Annotated in this window: 19 protein-coding genes; 4 read left to right on the top strand and 15 right to left on the bottom strand. The window is 56.0% G+C overall.

All coding sequences use genetic code 11. The annotated features are described in order from the left end of the window. Window positions 1-117: 117 nt before the first annotated feature. Both ACA049_RS25145 and ACA049_RS25140 read right to left on the bottom strand, forming a co-directional pair. Window positions 118-381: a hypothetical protein gene (locus tag ACA049_RS25145; RefSeq protein ID WP_497330693.1), complete on the bottom strand. Its 264-nt coding sequence runs from the start codon at window positions 379-381 to the stop codon at window positions 118-120. Further along, the gene (locus ACA049_RS25140; RefSeq protein WP_497330691.1) at window positions 371-1162 is read right to left on the bottom strand and encodes an MlaA family lipoprotein; all 792 of its coding nucleotides are present in this window, start codon (window positions 1160-1162) and stop codon (window positions 371-373) included. Before ACA049_RS25140 ends, ACA049_RS25145 begins: the two co-directional genes overlap by 11 nt. A 167-nt stretch (window positions 1163-1329) precedes the next feature. Here ACA049_RS25140 and ACA049_RS25135 point away from each other — a divergent pair, with 167 nt between their 5' ends. Genes ACA049_RS25135 through ACA049_RS25125 form a run of 3 tightly spaced genes read left to right on the top strand, consistent with a single transcriptional unit; the run spans window position 1330 to window position 3774 of the window. Then, the gene (locus tag ACA049_RS25135; protein WP_497330689.1) at window positions 1330-2040 is read left to right on the top strand and encodes a response regulator; all 711 of its coding nucleotides are present in this window, start codon (window positions 1330-1332) and stop codon (window positions 2038-2040) included. Then, on the top strand, window positions 2037-3377 hold the full coding sequence (locus ACA049_RS25130) for an ATP-binding protein (protein ID WP_497330687.1): 1341 nt from the start codon (window positions 2037-2039) through the stop codon (window positions 3375-3377). Before ACA049_RS25135 ends, ACA049_RS25130 begins: the two co-directional genes overlap by 4 nt. A gap of 28 nt (window positions 3378-3405) precedes the next feature. Then, a complete protein-coding gene (locus tag ACA049_RS25125; protein WP_497330685.1) occupies window positions 3406-3774 on the top strand; it encodes a PH domain-containing protein in 369 nt (122 codons plus the stop codon). 137 nt (window positions 3775-3911) lie between these two features. Here the strand turns inward: ACA049_RS25125 and ACA049_RS25120 are convergent, their stop codons facing one another. The 5 genes from ACA049_RS25120 to ACA049_RS25100 form a co-directional block, all read right to left on the bottom strand. Beyond that, window positions 3912-4133 carry a formate dehydrogenase subunit delta gene (locus tag ACA049_RS25120; RefSeq protein ID WP_497330683.1) on the bottom strand — a complete coding sequence of 74 codons (222 nt, stop codon included), beginning with the start codon at window positions 4131-4133 and terminating at the stop codon, window positions 3912-3914. Further along, a complete protein-coding gene (fdhF, locus tag ACA049_RS25115; protein WP_497330681.1) occupies window positions 4130-7012 on the bottom strand; it encodes a formate dehydrogenase subunit alpha in 2883 nt (960 codons plus the stop codon). The genes ACA049_RS25120 and fdhF overlap by 4 nt, the downstream gene beginning before the upstream one ends. Beyond that, a complete protein-coding gene (locus ACA049_RS25110) occupies window positions 7009-8571 on the bottom strand; it encodes a formate dehydrogenase beta subunit (protein WP_497330679.1) in 1563 nt (520 codons plus the stop codon). Before ACA049_RS25110 ends, fdhF begins: the two co-directional genes overlap by 4 nt. Continuing rightward, a complete protein-coding gene (locus tag ACA049_RS25105) occupies window positions 8568-9044 on the bottom strand; it encodes a formate dehydrogenase subunit gamma (protein ID WP_497330677.1) in 477 nt (158 codons plus the stop codon). The genes ACA049_RS25110 and ACA049_RS25105 overlap by 4 nt, the downstream gene beginning before the upstream one ends. A gap of 718 nt (window positions 9045-9762) precedes the next feature. After that, a complete protein-coding gene (locus ACA049_RS25100; RefSeq protein ID WP_497330675.1) occupies window positions 9763-10074 on the bottom strand; it encodes a DUF3077 domain-containing protein in 312 nt (103 codons plus the stop codon). A 160-nt stretch (window positions 10075-10234) separates the two neighbouring features. Here ACA049_RS25100 and ACA049_RS25095 point away from each other — a divergent pair, with 160 nt between their 5' ends. Continuing rightward, window positions 10235-10618 carry a hypothetical protein gene (locus ACA049_RS25095; RefSeq protein WP_497330673.1) on the top strand — a complete coding sequence of 128 codons (384 nt, stop codon included), beginning with the start codon at window positions 10235-10237 and terminating at the stop codon, window positions 10616-10618. An 85-nt stretch (window positions 10619-10703) separates the two neighbouring features. On the opposite strand, the gene ACA049_RS25090 is transcribed toward ACA049_RS25095, so the two are convergent. The 8 genes from ACA049_RS25090 to ACA049_RS25055 form a co-directional block, all read right to left on the bottom strand. Next, window positions 10704-11657, bottom strand: a complete 954-nt coding sequence (locus tag ACA049_RS25090; protein ID WP_497330671.1) for a hypothetical protein — start codon at window positions 11655-11657, stop codon at window positions 10704-10706. Window positions 11658-11809: 152 nt separating this feature from the next. Beyond that, a complete protein-coding gene (locus ACA049_RS25085) occupies window positions 11810-12394 on the bottom strand; it encodes a hypothetical protein (protein WP_497330669.1) in 585 nt (194 codons plus the stop codon). A gap of 47 nt (window positions 12395-12441) precedes the next feature. Beyond that, window positions 12442-12684, bottom strand: a complete 243-nt coding sequence (locus ACA049_RS25080) for a hypothetical protein (protein ID WP_497330667.1) — start codon at window positions 12682-12684, stop codon at window positions 12442-12444. A gap of 41 nt (window positions 12685-12725) precedes the next feature. Beyond that, window positions 12726-13295, bottom strand: coding sequence for a hypothetical protein (locus ACA049_RS25075; protein ID WP_497330665.1), 570 nt, complete (start codon window positions 13293-13295; stop codon window positions 12726-12728). 507 nt (window positions 13296-13802) lie between these two features. Continuing rightward, window positions 13803-15206: a CD-NTase-associated endodeoxyribonuclease Cap4 gene (gene cap4 / locus ACA049_RS25070; protein ID WP_497330663.1), complete on the bottom strand. Its 1404-nt coding sequence runs from the start codon at window positions 15204-15206 to the stop codon at window positions 13803-13805. Beyond that, window positions 15187-15672 carry a M67 family metallopeptidase gene (locus tag ACA049_RS25065; protein ID WP_497330661.1) on the bottom strand — a complete coding sequence of 162 codons (486 nt, stop codon included), beginning with the start codon at window positions 15670-15672 and terminating at the stop codon, window positions 15187-15189. Before ACA049_RS25065 ends, cap4 begins: the two co-directional genes overlap by 20 nt. Further along, window positions 15659-17401: a ThiF family adenylyltransferase gene (locus tag ACA049_RS25060; RefSeq protein WP_497330659.1), complete on the bottom strand. Its 1743-nt coding sequence runs from the start codon at window positions 17399-17401 to the stop codon at window positions 15659-15661. Before ACA049_RS25060 ends, ACA049_RS25065 begins: the two co-directional genes overlap by 14 nt. Further along, complete coding sequence (locus tag ACA049_RS25055; protein ID WP_497330657.1) at window positions 17401-18405, bottom strand: SMODS domain-containing nucleotidyltransferase; 1005 nt, start codon at window positions 18403-18405, stop codon at window positions 17401-17403. Before ACA049_RS25055 ends, ACA049_RS25060 begins: the two co-directional genes overlap by 1 nt. Window positions 18406-18467: the final 62 nt, after the last annotated feature.

The following is an 18467-nucleotide window of genomic DNA, read 5'->3' as shown; positions in this document are numbered from 1 at the left end:
TGATAGCGCAGCCAGCGGCCGGGGTTATCTGATGGCCACTGGCTTGTTGCTGAATCTGTAACAAGTGATGATCGCTTCGGCATCAGCCACACCCATAAAAGGATTGATGGCGATTCATCACGGCAGCGAAAGGCTGTCCCCTCTCATGACACTGGTTTCCCCATTGGCCACCAGCCAACGAAACAGTTCGCTCAGCGACACCGTATGACTGCGCTCGATCCAGCGCACCACCGCCGGGCCGTAGTGTTCGGTGTAGCGGCTGAGCACCAGTTGGCGGCAGTCCGGTGACAGGCGCAGGGTGATTTCCCGGCAGTGCAGATTGGCTGCGTCGTGGCGGGTCACTCGCTGTTGCAGCGTCAGAAGATTGTTTTCAGAAACCATCGGCCGGTGCTCCTTCGCATTGAGGTTTGGTTGCTTGCGCTGAACCTTGTTTGCCATCCGCCACATAAGCGGCTCGATGCTCGGCGACCACGTTGCGCAAGGCGCTGTAGTAATCCGGCAGTTTTTGCAGGCTGTCGGTCAGCGGTAACGCTTCTGCTCGACCATCCACGATGCCGCCGACCGTGTTGATGGTGGACAGCGTGGCGACGGTATCGCTGTTGCTGCCGAACGGATCGACCACAAAACTCAGCACTCGCCCGGCCGCGTCGCGGCTGTTCGAGGTGCCGAACAATGGCAACTCGACAATCGGACCGCCGCCAATGCCCCACACGCCGAACGTCTGACCAAAGTCCGCGTCGTGACGCGGGATGCCGGCCATGCCGGACACATCGATCAAGCCCACCACTCCGACCGTGGTATTGAGCGCGAAACGCCCCAACGTGTTGACCGAGCGCATCGGGTTGCCTTGCATCAGATCATTGATAAAGACCTTGGGCTCACCAAAGTTCGCGACGAAGTTATGCACACCCGCCTGGAAAAAATCCGGCAAGTAGCGATAGCCACGAGCGACTGGCGCCAGGGCATAGTCATCGGCCACCCGATTGAAGGCGAAGACGCCGCGGTTGAACGGCTCGACCGGGTCGTACACCGAATAGCTGATTTCGGCGCAGGTCACGGTGGTGGACGCCGGCGGTTGGCTGCTGCAACCCGCCAGCCCTGCAGCGAACACGGCAATCGAAGTGTTGCGGGCCAGCCAGGGAGCACATTTGAAAGGCAACATGGACGCAAGTCTCGGGAGGAATTCGCCGAGATGCTGAACCCCAAGCCTTGCGCAAAGATGTCTGGTTTATTGCAGCGCCGACGTTTTATTGCAGGATTGAAATATATGACGCGCTGCCGTGAATGGTTTTAGATGGCGGCTCCATTCGGCCCCTTAAGTGACCTTCGGTGAACAGCCTTTTAATTGTGGACGACGACCTTGAAGTCCTCGATCTGCTGAAAAAATTCTTCGTGCAGCACGGCTACAGCGTCGAGGTCGCCACCGACGGCGCGTCGCTGTGGGCGGCTATCGAGCGGCAGCCGCCGGACCTGATCATTCTTGACGTGATGTTGCCGGGGGACAGTGGACTGATCCTGTGCCAGCAACTGCGGATTCGCTACGCCATGCCGGTGATCATGCTCACGGCCATGGGCGAACTCAGTGACCGGGTCGTCGGCCTCGAACTCGGCGCTGATGATTACCTGACCAAACCCTTCGACGCCCGCGAACTGCTGGCCCGAGTGCGCGCCGTGCTGCGTCGCGTGGACGAGCGCCGCCCAGTCGTGCAGGAGCGCCCACGGCCGTTGATCGACTTCGCCGACTGGCACCTCGACGTCACCCGCCGTGAACTGCGCTCGCCGGACAACGTGATGATTCCGCTCTCGGCCGGTGAATTCGATTTGCTGCTGGTCTTCGTCGAACACCCCCAGCGCATCCTCACCCGCGAGCAGTTGCTGGACCTGGCACGCGGGCATTGCCATGACGCGTTCGATCGCAGCATCGATGTGCAAGTCAGTCGCCTGCGACGCAAACTCGAGACCGACACCAAGCGCCCGGCGATGATTCGCACGGTGCGCAATGGCGGTTACCTGTTCACCCCCAGCGTGACGCGGCGATGAGCTGGTTGAAGCGGATTCGCCGGGACACGGTGGCGCGCTGGATCGCCTTGACCATCATTCTGGCGATGCTCATTTCGCTGGCGCTCAACGGGCTGTTTATCCAATTGGCCGGCGTGTGGGCGCGTCCGCCGCTGACCGAAACCGGGCTGCTGGATAAGATGGCCGCCATCACCCGCGTCATTCAGGCCGCCCCGGCGCCATTGCGCAGCCAACTGGCGCAAGCCATCAGCGATGACGGCCTCACCGTCAGCTGGCACCTTGGTCGGCGTGAACTCAATCTGCCGCCGGTGGAGGATCTGGACTCCGAAGTCGGCTCGACCGTCCTGCAGCCGCTGCTTAAATTCGGCGGGCGTATCCAAGTCTATGAGCCGGCTGACTGGGCGGATAACTCGCCGGACGCACATTACGCGCTGCTGATCGAGCTGCCGGACGCCTCCTGGCTGATGTTCGCTGCACATTCGCGCAATTGGGGGCTCGACGACACGCCACGCTACCTGATCGTCATCCTGCTGGTGCTGATCTCCACCACTCTCGTCACACTGATCGCCACCCGCCGCCTCGCCACACCGTTGCAACACTTCGCCGAAGGCGCCCGACGTTTCGGCGTGGACTTCCGCGCCCCCCCGATCGAGCCCCTCGGGCCCCAGGAAATCCGCCAGGCGATCCTCGCCTTCAACGCCATGCAAGCCCAACTGCAACACTTCATCCGCGACCGCACGCAAATGCTCGCCGCGATCTCCCACGACCTGCGCGCGCCCCTGACGCGGATGCGCTTGCGCGGGGAATTCATCGAAGACAGCGAGCAACAGCAGCGGCTGTTTCGTGACGTGGATGAAATGCAGGCGATGATCAATTCGGCGCTGGATTTCTTCCGGGATGATGCGCGGCTTGAACCGGCGACCCAGTTTGATCTGGCTGAACTGCTGCAAACGTTGCTGGATGATTATCGGGACCAGGGTGTTGAGATTGCCTTCAGCGGGCCGCTGCGGCTTGTGTATTTCGGCAGGCCCTTGGGGCTTAAGCGGGTGATGACCAATCTGCTGGATAACGCGATCAAGTATGGAAGCGAGCCGGTGATCGAGCTGATTGCTGATGCCGGGGAAGTGCGGATCAAAGTACTGGATCGTGGGCCGGGGATTCCGGAGGCCAGCCTTGAGCAAGTGTTTGCACCGTTCTTTCGCATGGAAGGATCGCGAAACAAAAGCACTGGCGGTGTGGGGTTGGGATTATCGGCGGCGCGGGCGATAGTGTTGGAGCATGGCGGGGAACTGAAGCTGCGTAATCGGTCGAAGGGCGGGTTGGAGGCGTTGGTGGTGTTGCCGGTGCATCCGGTTTAGAGGTTCATTTGAAAACAGGGAATGACAGATGATTGATTTCAACAACAAAGGCTTCTTCAAACTCAAGCAGAACGACGAATACGCCGAACGCGTCACCGCGCTGCTACTGGACGGGGAGCAGGTCGTCGACTCCTACAAATCCATGCGCGATGGGGTCGTGTTTACCAACAAGCGGATCATCGCGGTCAACGTGCAGGGCCTCACCGGCAGCAAGAAGGACTTCACCTCGTTGCCGTACAAAAACATCGTGGCGTATTCGGTGGAAACGTCAGGGACGTTTGACCTGGATTCCGAGTTGGAGATTTATTTTTCGTCGCTGGGGAAGGTGAAGTTCGAGTTCACCGGGAAGACATCGATGGTGGAAATTTCGAAGCTGATTTCCAAGCATCTACTCTGAACACACACACAATCCATGTGGGAGCGGGCTTGCTCGCGAATGCGGTGCGTCAGTCACTGCAATTTCGCCTGACACTCCGCATTCGCGAGCAAGCCCGCTCCCACAGGTTTTTCGGTCAATCTTGAGTTTGTGTGAACCTAAGCCTCCCACCCCGCGCCACTAACCGCCGCCTGCGCCAGCGGGTGCAAATCTGCCCCTTGATGCTCCGTCTGCCAGGCCAGCAATTCCTTGCGCATACCCGGCGTCCAGTACATCTGCAGATGATTACGCACGCCGAGCACGGCCGTTTGCGGGTCCGGTTCGGTGGCGAAATACAGGGCGATCTGGTTGACCATCTTGATCAGGTTCTCGGTACTCATCGGCGCACCTCTGCTTTAGCGCCACGGGCCTGACGGCGTTCCTTGAGCAAACGGTCCTGTTCGTCGCTGAAGGCCTGATAGCGTTTCTGCCACTCGGAAGGGTGGTAGACGCGGCTGACTTCGACGGCGGTGACTTTGTACTCAGGACAGTTGGTGGCCCAGTCCGAGTTATCAGTGGTGATGACGTTGGCCCCCGATTCCGGGAAGTGGAACGTGGTGTACACCACGCCCGGGGCGACCCGTTCGGTGACCCGCGCACGCAGTACGGTCTGGCCGGCGCGGCTGCCGATACCGACCCAGTCACCTTCGTTGATGCCACGGCTCTCGGCGTCGGTCGGGTGGATTTCCAGACGGTCTTCATCATGCCAGGCGACGTTTTCGGTGCGCCGTGTCTGTGCGCCAACGTTGTACTGGCTGAGGATGCGCCCGGTGGTCAGCAGCAGCGGATAGCGATTGTTGACCTTCTCCTCGGTGGGCACGTAACCGGTGAGCATGAAGCGTCCCTTGCCGCGCACGAATTGCTCGATGTGCATGGTCGGCGTGCCGTCCGGTGCGGCGGCGTTGCACGGCCATTGCAGGCTGCCATGGCTGTCCAGCGCGGCGTAGCTGACGTTGGTGAAGGTCGGCGTCAGGCTGGCGATTTCATCCATGATTTGCGATGGATGCGTGTAGTTCATCGGGTAGCCCAAGGCGTTGGCCAGGGCGACCGTGCCTTCCCAGTCGGCCTTGCCGCCCAGGGGCTCCATGACCTTGCGCACCCGGGAGATGCGGCGCTCGGCGTTGGTGAAGGTGCCGTCCTTTTCCAGGAACGAACTGCCCGGCAGGAACACGTGGGCGAACCGGGCGGTTTCGTTGAGGAAAATGTCCTGCACCACCACGCATTCCATGGCCGACAGGGCCGCAGTGACGTGCTGGGTATTCGGGTCGCTCTGGGCGATGTCTTCGCCTTGGCAATACAAGCCCTTGAAACTGCCGGCCAGCGCAGACTCGAACATGTTGGGAATGCGCAGGCCCGGATCGGGTTGCAAGGTCACGTTCCACGCTTGTTCGAATTGCGCCCGTACCACCTCATTGGAAATGTGCCGGTAACCGGGCAGCTCGTGGGGGAAGGAACCCATGTCGCAGGAGCCCTGAACGTTGTTCTGTCCACGCAGCGGATTCACACCGACGCCTTCACGGCCGATGTTGCCGGTGGCCATGGCGAGGTTGGCGATGCCCATGACCGCGGTGCTGCCCTGGCTGTGTTCGGTGATGCCCAGGCCGTAGTAGATCGCCGCATTGCCGGCGCCCGCGTACAGACGGGCGGCGGCACGGATGTCGGCAGCGTTTACGCCGCAAATGTCGCCCAGCACTTCCGGCGCATTTTCCGCACGGCTGACGAACTCGCTCCAGCGAGCGAAATCGCTGCCCTCGCAACGTTCGTCGATAAAGGCCTGGTTGAGCAGGCCTTCGGTGACGATGGTGTGGGCCAGGGCGTTGAGCATGGCGACGTTGGTGCCCGGACGCAGGGCCAGGTGCAGTTCGGCGCGGGCATGCACAGAGTCCACCAGATCAATGCGCCGTGGGTCGATGACGATCAGCTTCGCGCCTTCCCGCAAGCGGCGTTTGAGCTGCGAGGCGAACACCGGGTGGGCGTCGCTGGGGTTGGCGCCCATCACCAGAATCACGTCGGCTTGCATCACTGAGTCGAAACTCTGAGTGCCGGCAGACTCGCCCAAAGTTTGCTTCAGTCCATAGCCGGTCGGCGAATGGCAAACCCGCGCACAGGTGTCGACGTTGTTATTGCCGAACGCGGCGCGCACCAGTTTTTGCACCAGATAGGTTTCTTCGTTGGTGCAGCGGCTGGAGGTGATGCCACCAATGGAATCGCGGCCGTATTTTTGCTGCAACCGACGGAATTCACTGGCGGCATAAGTCACCGCTTCATCCCAGCTGACTTCCTGCCAAGGGTCGTTGATGTGTTTGCGGATCATCGGCTTGGTGATGCGATCCGGGTGAGTCGCATAACCCCAAGCAAAGCGTCCTTTGACGCAAGAGTGACCGTGGTTGGCCTGACCGTTCTTGTCAGGGACCATGCGCACCAGCTTGTCGCCTTTCATCTCGGCGCGGAACGAGCAGCCCACGCCGCAATAGGCACACGTGGTGATCACGCTGCGTTCCGGCTGACCCAGTTCGACCACGCTTTTTTCCATCAGCGTCGCGGTAGGGCAGGCTTGCACACAGGCGCCGCAGGACACGCATTCCGACTCAAGAAAGTTATCGCCGCCAGCAGCGGCTACCCGGGATTCAAAACCACGCCCGGTAATGGTCAAGGCAAAGGTGCCCTGGGTTTCTTCGCAGGCACGCACGCAGCGGTTGCAGACGATGCACTTGCTCGGGTCGTAGTCGAAATAAGGGTTGGAGGTGTCTTTCACGTCGGCCAGATGGTTGTCGCCTTCGTAGCCGTAACGCACTTCCCGCAGGCCGACCTGACCGGCCACGGTTTGCAGCTCGCAGTTGCCGTTGGCCGAGCAGGTCAGGCAGTCCAGCGGGTGATCGGAGATGTACAACTCCATGACGTTGCGCCGTAGGGTCGCAAGCTTCGGCGTCTGGGTGTGCACGGTCATGCCTTCAGTGACCGGCGTGGTGCAGGACGCCGGGTAGCCACGCATGCCGTCGATCTCCACCAGACACATGCGGCAAGAGCCGAAGGCTTCCAGGCTGTCGGTGGCGCAGAGTTTGGGAATGGTGGTGCCCAGCAGCGCGGCGGCGCGCATCACCGAAGTGCCTTCAGGCACGCTGATGCTGCGACCGTCGATGTTCAGCGTGACGTGCACGTCGCTGTCGCGGGCCGGTGTGCCCAGATCGATATCGGTTTTCGGGTCGAAGAGAGTAATCATTGCTCGGCCTCCGAGGCTTGCAGACCGAAGTCGGCGGGGAAGTGCTTGAGGGCGCTGGCCACAGGAAAGGAGACCATGCCGCCCAACGCACAGAGCGAACCGTATTGCAGAGTGTCGCACAGGTCCTTGAGGACGATTGCCTGCTCATCGCGACCGTTTTGGTCCGGCGCGGCGAGCAGGCGGTCGATCACCTCAACACCCCGGGTCGAGCCGATGCGGCAGGGCGTGCATTTGCCACAGGATTCCTCGGCGCAGAACTGCATGGCGAAACGCGCCATGTGCGCCATGTCCAGGCTGTCGTCAGCCACCACCACACCACCATGACCGAGCATCGCACCGATGGCGGCAAACGCTTCGTAATCCAGCGGCGTGTCGAATTGCGACGGCGGCACCCACGCACCGAGCGGACCGCCCACCTGCGCAGCCTTCAGCGGCCGGCCACTGGCGGTCCCGCCACCGTAGCCGTCCACCAGTTCCCGCAGAGTCAGGCCAAACGCCCGTTCCACCAGGCCGCCGTGACGAATATTGCCCGCCAACTGGAAGGGCATGGTGCCCAGGGAACGGCCCATGCCGTAGTCGCGATAAAACTGCGCACCCTTGGCCAGAATCAGCGGCACCGAGGCCAGGGTCAGCACGTTGTGCACCAGCGTCGGTAGACCGAACAAGCCCTGCAACGCCGGGATCGGCGGCTTGGCGCGGACAATCCCGCGCTTGCCTTCGAGGGAGTCCAGCAGCGCGGTTTCCTCACCGCAGATATAAGCGCCGGCACCGACCCGCACTTCCATATCGAAAGCCTGGCCACTGCCGCCAACATTGGCGCCAAGGTAACCGGCAGCCCGAGCCAGATTCAGCGCCTGACGCAGCGTGGCCACGGCGTCTGGATATTCCGAGCGCACATAGATGTAGCCGTAAGTGGCACCGACGGTGATGCCGGCAATGGCCATGCCTTCGATCAGCAGGAAGGGATCGCCTTCCATCAACATGCGGTCGGCGAAGGTGCCGGAGTCGCCTTCGTCGGCGTTGCACACGATGTATTTCTGCGCCGCCTGGGTGGCGCGCACCGTGCGCCATTTGATCCCGGCCGGAAACGCCGCACCGCCACGGCCACGCAGGCCTGAATCGAACACCTCCGTCGCGGTTTGCTCACCGCCAACGGCCACGGCCCTCGTTAAACCCTCGAAACCACCATGGGCCCGATAATCATCCAGCGACAGCGGTCGGGTAATACCGGCGCGGGCAAACAGCAGACGTTGTTGAGTCTTCAGATAAGGCAGCTCTTCCACCAGGCCCAAGGCCAGTGGATGCGCGGACGGCTCGCCTTGCAGCGCTTCGAGCACGGACGGCACATCCGCAGCGGTCAGCGGACCGAAGCCAATCCGGCCTTGCGGACTGTCCACTTCAAGCAGCGGCTCCAGCCAATAGAGGCCGCGCGAACTGGTGCGCTGCAGCTCCAGAGGCAAATTACGTTCCCGAGCCTGAGTGATAAGGGCCACCGCCACCTCATCGGCCCCCACCGCACGGGCCAGCGAATCACTGGGCAAATAGAGCGACGGCATCATGCGTCCTCCCGGCAAGCGTCGAGCAAGGCATCGAGCCGCTCAGCGCTCAGCCGCGCATGCACCCGACCATCCAGCTCCAGAGCAGGCGAGCAGGCACAGGCGCCGAGGCAATACACCGGCCGCAAACTGATGCTGCCATCGGCGCTGCTGCCGTGATCGTCCAGTTGCAGACGTTCGCGCAACTGCGCCGCAAGCTGCTCGGCACCGCGACTCTTGCACGACTCTGCGCGGCACAAACGCAGAATGTGTCGGGCCGGAGGCGCAGTACGGAAGTCATGGTAAAAGCTGATCACCCCGCGAATCTCGGCCTGACTCTGGTTGAGGGCGTGGGCAATCTCGGGGACGGCGGCATCGGGGATGTAACCGATGCGTTCCTGAATATCATGAAGAATGGGCAACAGTGCACCCGGAGAGCCCTTGTGGCGCTCCAGCAGGCTGTTGACCAAAGGCACGTGCAACGTCTCATCAGGCATTCAGCAATCCTCACGGTCACGGACAAACCAGATGGTCGTCGGTCGTCCGAAAGTGTCGGCTGCGGCACTCACACCACGTCACGGTATCGTGGCAATTTCAGGCCGTTGGCCAGGGCACCCTTGGCGGGCATCTTGTTGTGCCCGACGCGGTCTTCGCCGCACCTCTACTGGGCATAAAGGGCAGCTTGCCACGCCGCTATTGATCGAACTGCACCAAAGCGACGTGTTCGGTTCTGCCTACGACTTTCCATTAAGTCTAGATGAGAGCCGCGCGGGGTGTTTACTCACCGGCCTAATGCCCTGAGGGCTTGTCGATGGGGGATGTATAGCAAGCATTACCGGGAAGAAACAGCATCAGATCCGTGGGCAATTCAGGGTGCAGATGCGTTGATCAATCCCGCTATAAACCGAAACCCATCCACCCCGAGCCAAACAATAAAAAGCCCCGAAATCCCTCGAGGCAAATCCAATATCCCAGCCACCCCACAAAACCCCTGTGGGAGCCAGCCTGCTAGCGATAGCGCCAGCCCAGCCACCATCAATGCGGAAGATGCACCGCAATGACAACCCAGCCGCCTAGTCGGGCAAAACAATGCCCGTCAGCTAACCACAATCCCTGTGGGAGCGGGCTTGCCCGCGAAGGCGTCAGCCCAGCCAACATAAATGCTGAATCAACTACCACCATCACAAGCCACCCACACCCCACAGGCCTCAACCACTAAACGTCAGCCTTCGCCCCCGCCCGCTTAGACGCCAGCTCATTATCCCGATCTCGATTCAGCACCTTCGCCACATCATCAACCACCGCCTTACCCATCGCCGTCAAATAATGCGCAGCCCAGGCGTGGCGGTCGGTATCTGTGGCATACGCAGCATCTTCATTCAGCTTCTTGGCGAGAAACAGAAAGTCAGAAGCCATGGATAACGCATCGCCGAGGGGAACGCCGCGAGTGACGTGGAACAGTGGTTGATCCGCGCAGTAGATGGCGGGTGTCAGGCCAATGGTTTGGAGTTCTGGCTGATCGGTCATTGGCCACCTCCGCTCACGGAGAGGCGGTGGGAGAGGGTGGACAGTGGGGCGATACGCAACTGGGAGTCGCGTGGAGGGGAAAGCCAAATTTTGTACGGATTGATGCTGCGCATTATCAGACTCCTTGATATGTGAAGCTGCCGCATCCGTTTCCACACGAATGGGTGACAGCTGTGCGCAGGGTGGAAAACCGGGAATCAAGGAAACCGGCACGCCCGAAGACGTCCCACGCACAGCCGCCATAACTCACGCCGCAGGCATAAAAAAAGCGCCGGCAGACGTGATGGGGGCGCTGTTGCGCCTTGAATTACACGGGTTTCCACACCCGGTCGCTGAATTGGCAGCGACGGTTGGAGGGTATCGCGCGGATCTCTTTGCTGCAACCTCCGACATACACCTAAGCAAGATCTTTTCGCCTGAAATGACTAACTTGAGCGACAGGAAACTACCAAGTCGACAAGACTCCCTGCAGCAGTTTCAAGGAGATTGTTTTGTAAACTTAGAGCGGGAGCGCAAGTTTTCTTTCATGAAAATTGATCCGTAAACATTTTTTCCTTCCTTTCAAAGTCCGTAGAGGACACAAAGTGTTCTCCGCTTTTTGTCCGGCTCGTCCGATATTGGAAAAGGTGTTAGACGCCTTTCACGAGTTTTCGAACATCGCGGAGAGTATAAAGCCAACTGAAATCCTTCCGTTTTTTTGCCTCTTTGTAAGTGTCTCGAATACCAAAGAATACGCCAAATGGGTTGACACCAGGTATTCCGGGTATGTTTGCAAGTATTGACTCTATGGCAACTTTTTTAAGCTTTGGACGGTAGCGCTCTATAATGTCTTCAGCAGCTTGGTCCTCAAGCTGGGTCAGTTCCGCTTGAGCTGTATATTTATCTATATTAGGTGTGTTGGCGATCTCACTCAGCTTTGATCTTAACTTTTCAAATCGGCCAGATTTTTTGATGTTTATGATCTCAGTCCACGGCACTGATGAAAGGCTCGGGATGCTCGCTTCGAATAAACTAAATGGTTCGACCTGGTTCTGGGGGGTTGAGTTAAATATGCGTGCAGCACTCATTGCCACGCGCTCGTCATAACTCGCCTCCAGCATGCATTGAGCCTCTTGTTGGATGCATTCCCATAGGCCAACAGTGTTGATCGCTGCTCGAGCTCTGCCTTCAGCATGCTCCACGTCTCCGCCACTAAATTCGTCTAACTTCCAATCGCGCTTGATGTGCGCCAATAGAATATTGTGTGCATATTGCTCAGGGTTTTTTGGTTCAGAGTATGTGAAATTCTCATAGTCTTTCCCCCATCGTGGATATCCTGTAGGTCTTGATTCGTTATAGGCTTCCAGTAGATCGCTAGAGACCCGATCTTGCAGTGGAATAAATATATCTGTAAGTAATGAGGCTTGCTCTTTTGTTAATGTTTCGTTTCCTGATATTTGAGTTGCGTAGTTATTTCGTCGGTAATCGTTTGATATGTCTAGCATTACTTCGTCGTGCCACAAAAAACAAATTTTCATGTGGTCATTTCTGAAGTCATCTTTAAGTTCAGCAAAAGAGCTTACAAATGATCTGCTGGTGCCCATTTTATAAGATGTCCTATTCTGTGGCTTTATTGTTGCGAAGGTATGGAGGAAAATTGGCGTATTGGAGAAGTCTCGAAAATATATCCATCCCCCTTTTCTCTCTTCTCTTTTCCCTTTTTTTCGTCCGGAGAGGTTTTAGCTGCCTGACATTGTTAAGATGTTGCACGGATCTCTGCGATATAGTCATCAACTGATTTTGGCAATATTGCGTCATTAATTCGTAACACAGCTCTTAGCAGATACTCCCTTATTCCGGAGCGGACCTTTTTATCTCCCGATTTCTCAACAGACATTTTTACGTCCTGAAGGATATGAGCAATACTCTCGCAATCCTTCGCGTTGAATTTCCTGTCGTAAACTATGTCGTCAATTACCCAGTTTTTGTGAGGCTTGTTTTTTGTGGAACAAGGGCACGTAGAAAGTCTGTGGCCCTGGTATAACTGCTCTCCGACCCATACGAAGTTTTCGTCTCGGTAAGGGATCGAAATCCCATAACGGTTTGTTGTGGGGTAGTCTTCGTGTTTTGGGTTGTCACAATTTGCGTACCTTGTGACGATATATACCCCCAGGCCTCTGGCGAGTTGAATGTGTTTTTCCAGCAGTGAGTTCAAACGGCTTTTGGTAAGCCAATTCGGGCTGGTGTCGTCCCAGCTGTAGTATCCATTGGAGTTTTCAACGCCGGAAATACTCTTCAGTATTTCATCTCTAAGGGCTAGATAGAACTCAATCGTCGTCATTGTGCGCGTACCTTATTGAATTAGCGAGTTGGGATATTTAGCGCTCGCTAGAAGTCAGTAAGAAGACTAATTATGACGTGTTTTTGAGTATAGCCTTCGGTGCCGATTTTTAAAGTGGGGACTCCGTCATCGCCACGATGCTTTTCCCCTTCGAGAATACTGACGCTTTCAATATCGATCAGTCGAAACAAATGGTTCTCAGGGGTAATTGTTTCGTCTTCTGTGTAGCAGAGTATCTCCAGCTCTGGGTCCTGTTTGCCGAGTTCTGCAATGAGTTCTTTAACCTTCATGTTCGCTCCTTGTTCTGATGGTCGCTGTTAGTATTATTGCGTTAGTGCTTTTTGTATTCGCCTATCCGGATTCGCCTGTCAATCTCGCGCTCTACTGCTCCTAGTGCATAAGCTTTATTGCCGCCAGGAATAGAGGTGACGACTGAGTGGCCACAGTTTTCACATATGAAATTTGTTTTCTTTTCTTCGTAGGAAAACCTATGGCAAGAACTATCATCATAAACAAGAGTGGCTTCGCATCGCGGGCAATAGCACCAAGGATCAGATATTCGATTAGAAATCCATTGCCAACGCCATTTTGCCCCGTACATGGTGTCTTCAACATAGGAGTGATGTTCGGATTTTGTTGGTTCGCCTTTAAGCCTGAAAAAAATGCTGGCCACGCCTGTGAGCGCTAATAAAAAAACGATAATCCATATCCAGCCTGGCAAACCATAAGAGGACATGAGCCCGCCCCAACACCATGTCACGCCAGACCACACCCAAGAAAAAAATCTTACGATAGATGTTCTTGCATCTGGTACGACCAACATAGCAACACCAGCAATCACAGAAGCAATCACAGAAGCAATTGTGCCATTCCGAATTGACCTGAAAGAACTTTCGCTCATGTTTCTCCCCGAGCTGGGCGTTAATGATGTCGTGCGACCTCCTTCACCCTGCAAGCACACCTATCTAGCTTGGAAGGCGGCGCAGCAAAATCGGCTAACCTCTGAGGAGCGCAAAATGTGGATGTACGTCTGACGCTACCAATTCGCCATCAACCCGTCCAGTAACGGCTTAGTGTTTTATCCGAGAGGGCATGGTAAGCCCTAAGGGAAAAGAAGGAAAAAGGGGGGGCGGATTTATTATAAGACGTGCTCCAGCGGCAGGCGACTATCAGAGGTTCCAGTAGGTCATCGTTACCGCAGCGGTAACGATGACCTTTTACCCGTCAAACGATAAGGCCAATGCACAGGTGAACCACTGTTCACTAAGCTGTACAACTTCTCAATTTAACTTTTTGAATTAATTAGATAAATTGACGTTACACCTTCTTTTGTGAGGCGTTGCTCCGCGTGTAATAAGGCTGCACGGTGTAACAACGGAGCCTACTGGTTTGGCGTCGCCTATAGGCCTCAGCCTAGGAGGGCGGTTGGTTGATATTCCACATCAACCCAGTCATACAGTTGAACTGGACCAACGCCGTTGAGGCGGTGGCCAAGTCCCATGGCGAACAGGGATGGCGCCTTAATAAATAGGTGGAGTTTGCTGAGCCGATTCCTGCTTCTGAACTCAACGAGCGCTGCTTTTGTTTCACTCACAGCATTGTTGAGTACAGAGAGATCGGATATCGGCCTCTTGCTGGTCAGAAACAGCTTTGGCGAGAGTGACAGACCAAAGCTTTCGCAAGCCGTCAGTACATCTGTCTCGCCTGGTGTCGGGAAGCTGATGCAGATTACGCCTTCGGCCTCATCACCTTTTGTAGGCTGTATTCGCTGATCGAAGAAAACGTTGGCATCACGATTGTGCAACGATGTGTCGAATACCGTTCCGTTGTGTTCCATCTGCAGTACGAAATTTCGAGTGGCTGAGTAGCAATATCCAAGCACGCAGGCGAGGGACATACGCTGCTTAGCGGATAAACGGACTGATCGCCTAACTCGGCTGGCCAAAAGGAATGACCCTAGGTCTTCGGCTTCACTAAGTAGATTTGCCCAGGTACTGATTCCGAGTTGTCCTCGGTCTGGGCCGTTGAAGCGGCCGATATCCAATGCAAGATTGAGGAAGTCAGGAGGTGTGGCTGCTAAGAGCTTTATTTCGGATGGAGCTGCGAGCCACTCGCCAGCTGAGCTTTTCGCAACAGATACCAGGACATCCTCGAGAGCTCTCCGACTTATGTACCCCTTCATTGATGCGGCGACTAGCTGCTTGCACTCTTTCAAAAACGCCTGGGTCTCTGAGTTGCGCAAATCTTTCAGCACCGGCAAGCATTCACTTAGTAGATTTGAAAATCCGCCCTCCATTTGGGAGTCGTCGTATTTGATGAAATCGACGCGCTCCAGCACAAATTGTCCAAATTCTACGCTCTGGCCAAAGCTCGTGATCGTGCTGACGATGTCGGCCTCTGCTGAAGCGCGAATGGCGGAGTCTTCGTTTAGCGACGCTGCGGGGCCTCGAAGACGTTCGAGCTTGCGTAGAAGTGGCTGCAACTCATTGACGAAGTCACCGCAAACCAGCACAAAATGTACGTACTCAGTTGGCGCCTTTACATGCAGCTCGTGAAATCGAGCCACTTCCTGCCACAGATCGGTCTTAGTCAGCTGATTTCGTTTTGCTTCATAAAGCACGCAGTACGTCCCGCCTACTGGTCGGTGATATCGAATTTCGATGTCTCCAAGTACTTCGCTAACCACATGGCTAAATGCGCTCTGTGAGAGTAGCAAGGGCAAGTGCTGAAGGAGGTAGGCATCTTGGTAACCGAAGCCATCGCGGGCGACTACACCACCGGTGGCCTGACGTTCATAAAGTGGAGATGTCATGTTGTTCCTCAAAGACGAGATGGCTCTCGAACACCGTGCCATTGGGCAAGTATGTGTGCGCACTTCCTTCGAGCTGACCATGCCTGGCTTGTCGAAAAATGAGGAGGACGACAAAGTTCGCACCGATATCTGGAGCTGTCGCAATTGCCTTCATCGACTGATGGTCCGTTTGGCTTGGCTGGACAGAAAAACTAGGGTGTGAGTGCCATTCGCCTAAGTAGTTGAAGCGGGCGTAGTCATGGTTCGAGAGCCGGAAATACTCCGTTAACGCTCGGAACGCTGAGCGTGTTCCACGGATAAAGCTGGCAAATGAACCTCCTCCTTGAACTGTGAGGCTTCTAACGATGAAGCTGTTCAGGCCTATATGTTCACCCATTAGCACGCCACCGCACTCGTTGGCTCCAGATTGGCGCAAGGCATTTTGGAGAGTGCGCTGGATGTCAGGTGGGACGCTAACTGTCAGCATTTGTATTTGTACCAAAGGCGGCTAGGAGCTCCTGAAACTCTGCTGCATGGGCGGCGGCATCTTCGGCTTCTGGCGGTTCACTGGGAGCAGAGGGGCACTGAATTGCGCGTGTATCGAACGGCGACTCGAATATCCACGCCCTCTGATAGCCCAAGAGGTAAGCAGCTACCGGAAATCGGCGTCTCTCGTTCGGAATCATGGCGTCGATGGCAAATTGAGTTAATGATGCCGCGAGATGGCTGACTTCTGCGTCGCCCGCAATCAGGACTTGGTCATCGGCTTCGACATCGTAACCTTCAGCCTGTTTATGGGGCGCCTCTGGAAGCGTTTCCAAGAACTCATGGATGGCCGCACGGACTATCAATGGTTCAGCGTCTACCCCAGGAATGCTTCGTGCCATCAGCGCTCCGATGCCACCAGCGAAAACCTCGCCCCAAATTAGGCTGATCTTTCTCCGAGTGCAAATGGCTGCAACTGAAGAGAAAACCTTGCTGTTAGCAGTGGCGTCTATAACAAGGTCGCAAGCAGCGATTTGTTCAAGCGCTGTAGTATTCGATGCGGAGCTTTCTTGACCGGCGAATCTGAATGTACGAGTCCGGATTTCTGCGTCGGGGCAGACCAAGCGAATGGCTCCTCGGACGCCATCGACTTTGTCATAACCGACTGACAGCCAATCGAGTTGATTGCGACTTAGGTTGCTCGGTTGAAGAATATCGTCATCTATCAGCAGAAACTGCTTCACTCCGGACCGCGCGAGCGAAACGGCAATCTTGCTGCCTACTGACCCCACCCCAATGATGGCGACCCGCTTGTCTGATAAGCTCTGGTACTGTTCAGGTTGCCGGTTGGACTCATCGATTGAGCAATCGATGGCTTTGTACTCATAGGCAACATCCCCCTCGACATTACTTAGCGCTATAGGCCGTAAGTGAGCGTTGTCGTCGACAAGGAGTAGAAAACCTGACCTTTGCTCATCATTTTCCCAGGGCCAACAATCTTTTGCCTGAAGGAATGAACGGACGTCGGTTTGAGATGTGACAGGCGAAGTAAGACTCGCCCACTCATCACACCGTACCATCCAGCCCGTCCGGATGAAGACAACGCCAGCACCTGGGTCCTTCAACTCAGATGGAAGTCCTCCTATCGCGACCTCATCGTCATCGCCTAATTTCGTAGCGAGACTTACCAGCATTGATAGGCGGGTATTCGTTGCAACGGTTAGTTGGGCTCTTGGCGCGGAGAAAGCATCCTTCACCGCTTTTGCGAACTCGTGAGTCACGACAAAGCGTAGGCTCGTAGCGCGAAGCTGTTGGCCCAATGTCGTCTTGTGCCGGGATGGAGCGCTGACGCCATAAGTAGGGCCGACTTTTTCAAAGGTCAGCAGTCGATACGTACTGCGAACTAAGTCGGCTCCAGTTACGTCGGGGCGCCAGTTATCTGGCCCCCACTCCAAGCACAAAGTCCACGAGTCAGGATACTGGTGTGTACTCCAGGCTTCATCTGCTTTGCGCGGGCGTACATAGGCAGGTGCTTGTGGAAACAGATTGGGGTAAATGAGAACGGCCTCATAAACCTTTGATTGAACGACAATATCAAATTCGACACACACCTCTGCCTCAGATGTGAGGGTCCAAATTAATCTAGTCAGCCAGTCGGATTCGGCTGCAAGTGCATCCAGCACACGTGTTTCCGAAAGCATGCGGGCAGTTTGTTCGAGTAGTAATCGCATCAAGCAAACCCGGATGGTTTGTTAGGCGGCAGCACCGCGTGCGCCGGAAACGTAAGACCGGCAGTAGAGGCAACTGCAGTCTGAAGCAGATTTCCAGACTTGCTTACGGATTTTCGGAAGCGGTCACCAAAGATACGCTGCCATAAGACGAGCTCCTTATCAGGGTCCTGTTCCTTTTGAGCTCGGCGAGCGATTAAGGCATGCTCGGCTGCCAGGTCGTAAAAACGTTTGAACTCTTCGGGTTTTACCTGCGAGAACACATTGTTGCCGGGTACGCTTGGGTCTTCTAGGTACGGCACCTGTCCCATAGTGGCCTGCCACTGATACTCGGTGGCGATGCTTTCGAGCAGTTTGCAAAACAGTTCTTCGTAGCTGTTTTCGCGATAGTCCAATAACTGAGCGACTATAGTTTCAAGAATGAAGCCTTTAGGCCGTTTCAGGTTAGGAAGGTTCTCGCGGCGCCACCACTTGAGCAGCTTCACCATAGGCTTAAAATTGCCGTTAGCGGCCTTGTTTACTGCGCCGGCCCACGCGTTATGGCCATTGGGATTTGTGCTAAGCCATTGCTCATCGCCTTTATCTGCGATAAGCCAGCTGCCTTCTTTATGCGGGTCATTTATGATGGGGACAACATCCATTTCGACAGACCCTAGCTTTACGCATACTGAACGACGATTGGACTCAATTTCTTCATATCCTGCCCGCGTCAAAGCTTTTCGCAACGTAGCTATGACATCGCTTGGCAGGTCGTCAGGTGTGTAGTTAGTGATCACAATGATGTCGACATCTGGTCGACGCAAAATGCCATCGGAAGTCCGTGGACGGAGCGCAGTGTTCCGGGCGTAGGAACCAGAAAGGTATGTGCTCAAATGGATATCACAGTAAATCACGTCGCTGGCAAGTCTTTCTCTAAGAGTTTGGTGCGCACTCGAGCAAGCTGCCTTTGTGGACTCGCTCGGTTCGACTTCTGACAAAAAGTCGACAAATTGTTGCTGAGTAGCCATTTCATGCACTCCAGAGTGAGAATTGCCACTCCAGTGTGCAGAGGGCTCCAAGCACTGTATTT

This window comes from Pseudomonas sp. LBUM1662, from assembly GCF_059695915.1.
The sequence above is the reverse complement of the archived record's forward strand: the minus strand, read 5'-3'. Positions and strand labels throughout refer to the sequence as shown.

Bases quoted from the DNA above. Each gene is read 5' to 3' on its own strand.
- ACA049_RS25145 (WP_497330693.1), bottom strand. From the start codon at position 381: ATGGTTTCTGAAAACAATCTTCTGACGCTGCAACAGCGAGTGACCCGC.
- ACA049_RS25140 (WP_497330691.1), bottom strand. From the start codon at position 1,162: ATGTTGCCTTTCAAATGTGCTCCCTGGCTGGCCCGCAACACTTCGATT.
- ACA049_RS25130 (WP_497330687.1), top strand. From the start codon at position 2,037: ATGAGCTGGTTGAAGCGGATTCGCCGGGACACGGTGGCGCGCTGGATC.
- ACA049_RS25125 (WP_497330685.1), top strand. From the start codon at position 3,406: ATGATTGATTTCAACAACAAAGGCTTCTTCAAACTCAAGCAGAACGAC.
- ACA049_RS25120 (WP_497330683.1), bottom strand. From the start codon at position 4,133: ATGAGTACCGAGAACCTGATCAAGATGGTCAACCAGATCGCCCTGTAT.
- fdhF (WP_497330681.1), bottom strand. From the start codon at position 7,012: ATGATTACTCTCTTCGACCCGAAAACCGATATCGATCTGGGCACACCG.
- ACA049_RS25110 (WP_497330679.1), bottom strand. From the start codon at position 8,571: ATGATGCCGTCGCTCTATTTGCCCAGTGATTCGCTGGCCCGTGCGGTG.
- ACA049_RS25105 (WP_497330677.1), bottom strand. From the start codon at position 9,044: ATGCCTGATGAGACGTTGCACGTGCCTTTGGTCAACAGCCTGCTGGAG.
- ACA049_RS25100 (WP_497330675.1), bottom strand. From the start codon at position 10,074: ATGACCGATCAGCCAGAACTCCAAACCATTGGCCTGACACCCGCCATC.
- ACA049_RS25095 (WP_497330673.1), top strand. From the start codon at position 10,235: ATGGGTGACAGCTGTGCGCAGGGTGGAAAACCGGGAATCAAGGAAACC.
- ACA049_RS25090 (WP_497330671.1), bottom strand. From the start codon at position 11,657: ATGGGCACCAGCAGATCATTTGTAAGCTCTTTTGCTGAACTTAAAGAT.
- ACA049_RS25085 (WP_497330669.1), bottom strand. From the start codon at position 12,394: ATGACGACGATTGAGTTCTATCTAGCCCTTAGAGATGAAATACTGAAG.
- ACA049_RS25080 (WP_497330667.1), bottom strand. From the start codon at position 12,684: ATGAAGGTTAAAGAACTCATTGCAGAACTCGGCAAACAGGACCCAGAG.
- ACA049_RS25075 (WP_497330665.1), bottom strand. From the start codon at position 13,295: ATGAGCGAAAGTTCTTTCAGGTCAATTCGGAATGGCACAATTGCTTCT.
- cap4 (WP_497330663.1), bottom strand. From the start codon at position 15,206: ATGACATCTCCACTTTATGAACGTCAGGCCACCGGTGGTGTAGTCGCC.
- ACA049_RS25065 (WP_497330661.1), bottom strand. From the start codon at position 15,672: ATGCTGACAGTTAGCGTCCCACCTGACATCCAGCGCACTCTCCAAAAT.
- ACA049_RS25060 (WP_497330659.1), bottom strand. From the start codon at position 17,401: ATGCGATTACTACTCGAACAAACTGCCCGCATGCTTTCGGAAACACGT.
- ACA049_RS25055 (WP_497330657.1), bottom strand. From the start codon at position 18,405: ATGGCTACTCAGCAACAATTTGTCGACTTTTTGTCAGAAGTCGAACCG.